This is a genomic window from Syntrophaceticus schinkii, from assembly GCF_000946815.1.
GTDB classification, from domain to species: Bacteria; Bacillota; DSM-12270; order Thermacetogeniales; family Thermacetogeniaceae; genus Syntrophaceticus; species Syntrophaceticus schinkii.
Genome location: NZ_CDRZ01000287.1, coordinates 1 through 7,025 on the forward strand (window position 1 = coordinate 1; position 7,025 = coordinate 7,025).

Here is a 7,025-nt window from a genome sequence, read left to right on the forward strand (position 1 = left end):
ACGCGGATATTACATGAGCCACGAAACCCGTCAAATTGCGGCCATTGCCTTTAAAAAGGTTTCGCTTTGCTTGTAATATCTTCTGCTATTTGCTCATTGCCTGATATCTTCTTTATATACAAGAATACATCGCGGAAATATGTTTGATAAACCTGCTCAAAGCTCGTCACTTTCTCACATCCTCATCTATAAGACGCACAAAAAGCGTAAATCTTACAAACGGTGGGGTCAGCCGCTTCCCATATCTCATTTCGCCAGGCTTGCTTTATTGCCTTTTGGGCTAGATGAGCAGGAAAAAGCTATCGAACCATTATTGCGGAAGGGGATATGTACGACCACACCGCCGTGCCATTACCGCGTTATACTGCCCGTTAGTTCGGATTGTTTCAATTCCTAGGTATGCTAAAACAAGGAAAAAGGTACTGCGGGGCTAAATATATTTCCTGTGTTTCAATTCCTTGTAGGTATGCTAAAAACAAGATCCGAACTATAGCACCTCCGTTAGCGCGAGATTACGGGGTAGTGGGACACCGGGACGGGTTCCTCGCGTCCTACTGCTGCAATCCCAGGAGAAGTTAATGAACGAAGATCAGAGGCATAGGGGCATCGTATATCAGTCGATTGTGATTGGTTTTCTCCGGCTAGCTTTTCTCCGGCTATGTTTCATAAGTTTTGGTGCATAAAATAGTTTGAGCAATACCTATAAAGTATTCCGATTCTCTGCGGATATGATTGATAACCACTTGAGCTATTAGGACACAGCGTACTGCCTCACTTTCTGCAAGTATGCGGTTTAAGAACATAACAAATTGTTGGCTTTCTCGCAGGGCGAAATCGATTAACTGGAGAATTTCTTGCTCAAGGCTGGGACAAATATGCCCTCCAGATCTGACAACAGTCTCAATATATCTAACAACTTTACCTTTAGTTTTCTGAAAAGCCAGCATAAATTGTTCCAGTTGGCATACAAATTCTGACTCTAAATTTGGTACTATTTTCCGTATTACTACCGTATGCTCCGCTTCCTGCTGCTTCCAAAATTCGGCTTCATCCAAGACCCTGTGTACCATTCTGTCACCATAATAAAACTGCATAAGCGCATCCCCCCTAATAATTTCCTACTATAGGATATTCTCCAGAAACAGGAAGGTGAAGGAAGGCAAAAACGCATCGATGGCATAAATCAGATTTTTCCTTTATATTTACTGGGTGAAGAGACCTGGTAAAGCTGGGCACATTTAAGGTACGTTCCTTTTTCACCTGAAATAGAGCTGCCTGTGCATCCTCAAACGTGGTATCATAACACAAAAGGAGTATTTTTATGGATAATAAAAAAACAGAAAGCAGAAAAAAGAAACTATCGGTCGGATTACTTTTCTTAGTGTCAGTCAGTATATTGGGATTGGTATCTATATTAATTATAAATGTCTGTGTCAAATCATCGGTTAAGGATAAAATCATGACAGTCGAAGAGGCAGCCTCTTTGGACTCTGATTGTATCCTTATTCTGGGTGCAGGTGTGTGGGATGGCGGAAGGCCGAGCTACATGCTCGAGGATAGGCTATTACAAGGCATCGAATTATATGAGAATGGAGCTTCTGACAGATTACTGATGAGTGGTGATCATAGTAGGAAAGAATATGATGAAGTCAATGTCATGAAGCGGTTTGCAATTGATAAAGGTATTAATTCTGAGCATATTTTTATGGATCATGCAGGTTTTTCTACATATGAAAGCCTTTATCGTGCAAGAGATGTTTTTCAAGCAGACAGGATTATCATTGTAACACAGAGATACCATTTGTATCGTGCATTGTATATAGCTGAGAATCTGGGGCTGGAAGCGTATGGTGTTGCGTCTGACCCGAGGCAATATTTTGGTCAAGAAATTAGAGATTTGAGAGAAACACTGGCAAGAGTAAAGGATTTCTTTACAGTAATTTTTAAACCTGAGCCTACATATCTAGGCGAAGCGATACCATTAAGCGGCAATGGTGACTTGACAAATGATTGAATTGCGCAAAGGCACCGGTTACCACCCGACTTTTATCGAATACTAGCGAACGGGACAAAGCAAGAGACCAGGTGGGGGATGTTACCTGGTCTCTTTACTTTTTCGTCTATGTGGTTTATGCAGATGATTTGTATCTATACTATAAGCCGTTCGGCACGGTAGGCTTTGAGATAATTCATACAGAAGTTGTCTTTGCCCAGTAGTGCTTGTGAGGCATAAAATAGACTCATCAGCCTTTTCTCTGTTGGATCAAGGATGAACCCATCCATTCCCTCGGTCATAAGCTGAACCAGGTAAGCTTGATTGAGCAGTTTTCTTTGAGGGAGGCCGTAAGAAACATTGCTCATCCCGCAGATCATATGAAATTCTGGATAATTTTGCTTAATATACCGCACTGTCGCCAATACCTCTAATCCTGCTTGGTTGCTGGTACTCAGCGGCTTGACAAGGGGGTCGAAATAGACATCATCTGGGGATATGCCGGCATCTACAAGATCTTTGGCCAATTTATCGATAATAGGGTAACGGTCCTCCGCCAGGTCGGGCATGCCGGTATCATCCATACAAAGGGCAACAACCTTGCACTTATACTTCTTCACCAGTGGTAACATTGTCTCAAAACGCTCTTTTTCGGCGCTAATAGAGTTGATCATGGTTTGACCGTTTTTGCATGTAGAAAGCCCTACTTTCATCGCTGCCGGGTTCGGTGTATCGATGCATAAAGGTACATCCACAACACTTTGAACTGTTTCTACCAGCCACTGCAGAATTTCCTCTTCATTGTTGATCAATGTGCCGCAGTTGATATCCACATAGGTAGCCCCATCTTTCACCTGTTGCTCAGCCAACTTCTGTATACTCGCGGCATCCTTTTCATCTACAGCTTGTTTTACTGCTTTTCTACTCGTGTTGATTAATTCACCTACTATCAACAAGGATCTCATCTCCTTTTTTTATTTTGATACAGATTTGATATCGTTTTTTTTCTTACAATTCGGTGAAACCCTATTCCTATAACCATGACACTTGGGGGAGGGAGTCTGCCAATGAGTCTGCCAATGAGTCTGCCATATCTCTATGTCCCAACCCCGTCACTTAGTGTATGACAACAATAGAATGACAAAAATACCGCATCAGGACGGTTACTGCCTAACATAACCCTGCGCCTTACTTGATTATTGGCGCCTCTTGCCCCCGAAGCACGCATTCACAGATATTCGCCTCTATCCCCCCATTTCAAACGATTTAATAGGTTTGCGCTGTTCACATCCATAGAGCATCCCTTATATTTAAAATGCAAATTACATGCCAGCTTCTAATAATATACAAACCCAACAGCATCCCATGTGAAATAAAGTACATATGTCCAAAAAAGGGATATAGAGATTTTTGTCGAATAATATCATATACCATAATTAATCATACCACTACTATCAGTTACTATCATTCTTGCCAATTTATTACCAAAATTCCTTGTTCGCATCAACTCACATCAAAATTCAGCTAATATTCAACAGATATTCAGCAAATATTCAGCTAATATCTGACCATCATCTACCCTATATATCTATACATAAATCCAGAAAGAGCAGGTGGATAGAATAAAATATAGGAAAGGAGCAGGGTATCAGTGTCCTTTGATGCCTTGAGAACGTTGGATATTTTTGATGGGGTTTCCTACGGTATTATTCTTCTAAATAATAATGGTTGCATCACCTATGCAAACAAATTTGCACGCTCTTTTGCCGTTTACTCTAAAGTAGAAGGGCAGCAGCTATCATACTGTTTTCCTTACCTGGTCGATATCGACAAGCGTAAAGAAACATGTATTGAAGTTAAAGTTGCCAAAGAGTTTTACTGGTTGCGTGTCAAAAGGATTACCCTTGCCAAAGACAAAGAGGAATTAATAACCTTTATTGATGAAACATCGCAAAAAGTTTTGCAGCAAGAAAATCGTCATCAACAAGATAAACTGGAGTTATACGAAAACTTGCTTAATTCCATCGATGAGGGAATATTGGCGGTAGACAAATACGGAAAGATTTTATTTATGAATCAAACACAAGAAAGTTTTGATAATTTGAGTTTCGAAAAAGTTAAAGGAAACTCAATGGTTGAGCATTATGACCTCGATGAAACAACCAGCCTCTTGCTGAAGATCATTAAAACAGGGAATAAAATTTCCCGTCAACCCCAGTATTACCTTACCAGCGGCAAGCACACTGTCAATGTGGTCACCTCTTGTTCACCTATTTTTCATAAAAATGATATTATCGGTGCGGTTTCTATTTCCCAGGATTTCAATGTCACAGCTGATTTGGTAGAACGCCTCCATAATAGCATGATTGAGGATAACTCTATAAATGCAAGAAAGGGGAAAAAAGTGACCAGCGTTAGGAAAAAGCTCAAGAACGGAACCCGCTATACTTTCGAAGACATTATAGGAAAAAGTGAACCAATGAGAGATGCCATTGAGAATGCCAGGCGAGCCGCAGTAACACCTTCTAATGTGCTCATCTACGGCGAAACAGGGACCGGAAAAGAACTTTTTGCTCAAAGTATTCATAATGAAAGCCATCAAAAAGAACAGCCCTTTATTGCTATTAACTGTTCTGCATTACCGGAGTCACTTCTGGAAAGCATTCTTTTCGGCACAGTCAAAGGGGCTTTTACCGGAGCTGTGGATAGGGCAGGACTTTTTGAACAGGCTGATGGAGGCACCCTCTTACTGGACGAGATCAACTCTATGCCTCTGTTCCTGCAGCCCAAATTGCTGCGCGTGCTTCAGGAAGGAGTGCTGTTCCGGATTGGGGGAAACGAAGTAATCAGCGTGTCTCCACGGGTGATCAGCTCTATCAATGTCACACCCCAGGAGGCCATCGAAAAAAAACAAATTCGCGCTGATTTGTATTACCGGCTTGCTGTTGTAACAATTGCTGTACCCTCTCTTTCAGAAAGAACTGATGACATACCGGTATTAACAGATTACTTCATCAACAAATACAATAAACAATTCAAAATGGATGTCAAGCATGTAAGTAACGAAGTGATGGATTTCTTCATGTCATACAGCTGGCCAGGTAATGTGCGTGAATTGGAGAATGTGATCGAAGGAGCCATGAGCATCTTGCATGAAGATGAGACTGCTATTACCTTCAAGCAACTGCCCATGACTATCGTTGAGTTAAACCAAAATAAAAGCCAACCTTTACCTCTGCCTGATGAAAAAGCAGCCGCCAAGAAAACCTCTTTACCAAAAGCGCTGAGAGAGAAGGAAAAAAATGAAATAATGAGGATACTGCAAACTACAAGTGGTAACATATCTCAAAGTGCTCGTATGCTGGGTATGAGCAGGCAAAATTTGCAGTATAAAATAAAAAGATTCAACATCCCTCTGGAACAAATCCGCAGCAGCAGTGTTTGACTCAAAAAAACAGACGTAACAGATATGTATATTCATGCTGCAGTCCTTTAAGGGGAAGGACCCCAAGGGAGGGCTTTTAACTCCTCAAATTGGGGTCCAAACAGCATGTTTCCGGTAGTTTTTAATTAATGGCAATAGCGCAGTCAGGGCAAATCCGTTCACATTTTCGACATGCTTTACAGAGTTTTGAATCAGGGCTAATTGTCGGTGTCCCGTAAACTCCCAAATGCTCCGACCAGTTAAGAGCATCTTCGGGGCACTTTTCTTTGCAAAGCCCACATCCCTTGCACAGTCCAGGAAAGAGAGTAAAGGTTTTTTCACCGTTTTTGACTTTGGTGTCAACAGCATAGAAGTACTTCATATCAGTTCAACCCCATTTCTTTAACAAGGCTGATTCCCTTTTCTACAGCCCGGAAATTCAGATCACGCAGTTCCGGATTATCCTGGAATTTGTACCCAAGCTTCTTTTCAATGGCTTCCCTTGCCTTTTCTAATTTGACCACATTGGTTGCTCCGATCACTGCCCCCATAATCAAAATGTTGAAAACCCGCGGGTGTAGTTCCTCACTGGCTGTTTTTAGGGCAGGGATGGCCAGTATCTTTTTGGCGTTATCGGGAAGTTCTTTTTCAATTCCTTCGATACCGGCATCATAGATAAAGAGGGTCTCCGGCCCTGTGTGCACTCCCACACGCCGGACAGCGCGGTCACTCAAGGCAATAACTATATCCCCGGTCTTGAATTTTGGGGCGCCAATCTTCTCATCACCAATCTGCACAAAGGCGATGGAGACGCCCCCTCTCTGCTCTACACCGAAATTAGGAATGTAGAGAATTTCCTTCCCTTCCAGGGCAGCAGCCTCGGTCAGGATCATGGCCACTGACTGCACACCCTGTCCACCTTCACCGGCAAGCGCAATTTTCCATGCTTTACCCATTTTTATTCCTCCTTACCCGCTGGGACTTTCAATTCTCCAGGAGGAAACTGCTTTGTCATCTGCTCCTCGAGGAAAGACCAGGTCTTAACGGCATTAGTGCGCCAGTTGGTCGGGCATGTAGATAAGGCCTCAACAAATGAGAAGCCTCTCCCTGCCACCTGATTTTCGATGGCCTTTTTAAGATACCTCTTTAGCTGTCCAAACTTGGCAACACTGCCCCTGGCCACATATGCCCCATCATGGGAGATGGCGGCCACCATTTCAGGTCCCATCATAGGGTAACCTGCTGTTTTCACATCACGACCATAGGGGGTTGTTTCCGTCTTCTGACCAGGCATGGTGGTTGGGGCCATCTGCCCACCGGTCATGGCATAGTTGGTGTTGTTAACCAGGATAGTGGTGACTTGATCATTGCGGTTGGTGGCGTTCACCAGGTGCTGGGAGCCAATAGCATAACCGCCCCCATCTCCCATATAAGCAATGACGATCAGGTCTGGGTTTGCTCTTTTGATTCCCACCATCACCGGTGTCGTTCTTCCATGGTGTGTCTGAACAGTGTCTACATTGAAAAAATCCCAGGAAAGGAGAGAACATCCGATGATCACAGCCAAAAACAACTCTCTGATCCTGAATCCCCAGTTCGTACTCAATT

General features: G+C 42.9%; 7 protein-coding genes. 2 read left to right on the forward strand and 5 right to left on the reverse strand.

The genetic code is table 11. From position 1 onward, the window contains the following. Window positions 1-656: 656 nt before the first annotated feature. The gene (locus SSCH_RS14815) at window positions 657-1,094 is read right to left on the reverse strand and encodes a DUF2935 domain-containing protein (RefSeq protein WP_044666160.1); all 438 of its coding nucleotides are present in this window, start codon (window positions 1,092-1,094) and stop codon (window positions 657-659) included. A gap of 227 nt (window positions 1,095-1,321) precedes the next feature. Here SSCH_RS14815 and SSCH_RS14820 point away from each other — a divergent pair, with 227 nt between their 5' ends. Continuing rightward, on the forward strand, window positions 1,322-2,014 hold the full coding sequence (locus SSCH_RS14820) for a SanA/YdcF family protein (protein WP_044666161.1): 693 nt from the start codon (window positions 1,322-1,324) through the stop codon (window positions 2,012-2,014). A 134-nt stretch (window positions 2,015-2,148) separates the two neighbouring features. On the opposite strand, the gene SSCH_RS14825 is transcribed toward SSCH_RS14820, so the two are convergent. After that, on the reverse strand, window positions 2,149-2,949 hold the full coding sequence (locus SSCH_RS14825) for a methyltetrahydrofolate cobalamin methyltransferase (RefSeq protein ID WP_044666162.1): 801 nt from the start codon (window positions 2,947-2,949) through the stop codon (window positions 2,149-2,151). Between the two features lie 695 nt (window positions 2,950-3,644). Between SSCH_RS14825 and SSCH_RS14830 the strand changes: the two genes are divergently transcribed. Next, entirely contained in the window at window positions 3,645-5,438 is a 1,794-nt protein-coding gene (locus SSCH_RS14830) for a sigma-54-dependent Fis family transcriptional regulator (protein WP_052835718.1), read from the forward strand. A gap of 121 nt (window positions 5,439-5,559) precedes the next feature. Here SSCH_RS14830 and SSCH_RS14835 read toward each other — a convergent pair whose 3' ends face one another. The 3 genes from SSCH_RS14835 to SSCH_RS14845 all read right to left on the reverse strand — a co-directional run. Further along, on the reverse strand, window positions 5,560-5,799 hold the full coding sequence (locus SSCH_RS14835; RefSeq protein ID WP_044666163.1) for a 4Fe-4S binding protein: 240 nt from the start codon (window positions 5,797-5,799) through the stop codon (window positions 5,560-5,562). 1 nt (window position 5,800) lies between these two features. Continuing rightward, the gene (locus SSCH_RS14840; RefSeq protein WP_044666164.1) at window positions 5,801-6,373 is read right to left on the reverse strand and encodes a 2-oxoacid:acceptor oxidoreductase family protein; all 573 of its coding nucleotides are present in this window, start codon (window positions 6,371-6,373) and stop codon (window positions 5,801-5,803) included. A gap of 2 nt (window positions 6,374-6,375) precedes the next feature. After that, the coding region (locus SSCH_RS14845) for a thiamine pyrophosphate-dependent enzyme (RefSeq protein ID WP_232294520.1) at window positions 6,376-7,025 on the reverse strand (650 nt) is incomplete at its 5' end.

Excerpts from the sequence above, each read along its gene's own strand:
- SSCH_RS14815 (WP_044666160.1), bottom strand. The coding sequence starts at position 1,094 with ATGCAGTTTTATTATGGTGACAGAATGGTACACAGGGTCTTGGATGAA.
- SSCH_RS14820 (WP_044666161.1), top strand. The coding sequence starts at position 1,322 with ATGGATAATAAAAAAACAGAAAGCAGAAAAAAGAAACTATCGGTCGGA.
- SSCH_RS14835 (WP_044666163.1), bottom strand. The coding sequence starts at position 5,799 with ATGAAGTACTTCTATGCTGTTGACACCAAAGTCAAAAACGGTGAAAAA.
- SSCH_RS14840 (WP_044666164.1), bottom strand. The coding sequence starts at position 6,373 with ATGGGTAAAGCATGGAAAATTGCGCTTGCCGGTGAAGGTGGACAGGGT.